2 protein-coding genes are annotated in these 1343 nt (G+C 41.0%); both read right to left on the bottom strand.

Annotated features, from left to right (window positions below; genetic code table 11):
• Positions 1 to 161: DUF5062 family protein (locus tag AB4496_RS27870; RefSeq protein ID WP_372133263.1), on the bottom strand; the 161-nt coding region annotated here is incomplete at its 3' end.
• 232 nt (positions 162 to 393) lie between these two features.
• Complete coding sequence (locus AB4496_RS27875) at positions 394 to 1050, bottom strand: Qnr family pentapeptide repeat protein (RefSeq protein ID WP_009845973.1); 657 nt, start codon at positions 1048 to 1050, stop codon at positions 394 to 396.
• Positions 1051 to 1343 lie beyond the last annotated feature (293 nt).

A 1343-nucleotide genomic window follows, 5' to 3' on the forward strand; every position in this document is an offset into this window, starting at 1 on the left:
ATCTGATTAACTCCAACAAGAAACAAGTACACAGCCTTAACTTTTATAGGTTGAGATGAGTGTGGCAAATCAAAGCCTTGTAACTTTGCCATTTTAGAACCGACTTCCAGAGCTTTCTTTAGCAATTTATCTTCATTAATGATCTTCGCGGTTTTCGACATATCATCTCCATCATCTTAATCGAATGAACACTGAGTATATCAAACCGAAAGACTCACAAGATTACTTCGCTCTCAGTTTGACGAGTCGCTTTGATAAATTGCAGGTTACGGACTCCAAATACGGAAAAGCCCAAAGTTGTTAGCTTTGGGCTTTTCTTCTAACTGCTGTGGTTAATTACGACAGAGTGATACGACAACCGAGTTTTACAGCGTGATATGCAGAATTGGAAAATCAATCAGGCATCACAACAATACCCATGGTTTCAAGCAACTGATCTTGTTGCCAAGCGACAATCTTAATCCCTGTCGTATCCACTTTACGAGGGTCTAACCCTTCTAATTCCGCATGACACAAGTTAGCCCCCTGCATACTGAATTGCCCCCATACATCTTCGGAGAACACGCCTCGGCTGAGATCAGACTCTTTCAGTGACGCACCGCCAAGGTAAGTCCCTATCCAGCGGTTTTCAAACAACTCACACTTTTCCAAGCAGGCCTGCTCCAAGTTGGCGTATGACAAGTTACAGCCCGTAATATACGCAGAGCAAAAGTACATCCTATTGCTTACTTGATTGGCAAAGTTAGCACGAGTAAAATTCGCTCCTTTTAAATCGCATTCACGCAGCTCAATCCCATAGCAATTCGCATTACTAAAGTTCGCCATCGCCAACTGGCAATTCTGGAAACTTGCGTCTCGTAAATCGGCAATATCAAAGTGGCACCCCTCAATATCGCCTTGTTCAATAAACTTACAGTTAATAAACGTTGCATCACGTAAGTTCGAACGTCTGAAATCACAACGGATAAACGTACAGGCCGTAAATGTAAGCTCTGATAGATCTTGCTGAGCAAAACTGTGCTGATGATAAGTGCTGTTATTAGTGTCCATTTAACCCCCTAAAGAAATCAAGCTAAGACTACCATTGTGATCTTAAGAAAACATCAAATTAAAAACCAACAAAAACAGCAACTTAAAACACCATAATTTGGCCATTTTAAGGCACCAAACGAGCCGTTTAAGGTTGTTATTTTCGTTTTATGGCATGCGCTTATCTTGAAAAAAGTTTTGTCGCTTAGAAGCGGGGGAGATTAAACACAACGAGAAGATCATCATATGTCAGCACAAACTTGATACAATAGCCTATATAGATACCTTCGCTTGATACTTGGTCTTTCGAAAAC

Origin of the sequence: Vibrio sp. 10N.222.46.A1 (genome assembly GCF_041473595.1) — a bacterium.
In the GTDB taxonomy this organism is placed as follows: domain Bacteria; phylum Pseudomonadota; class Gammaproteobacteria; order Enterobacterales; family Vibrionaceae; genus Vibrio; species Vibrio tasmaniensis_A.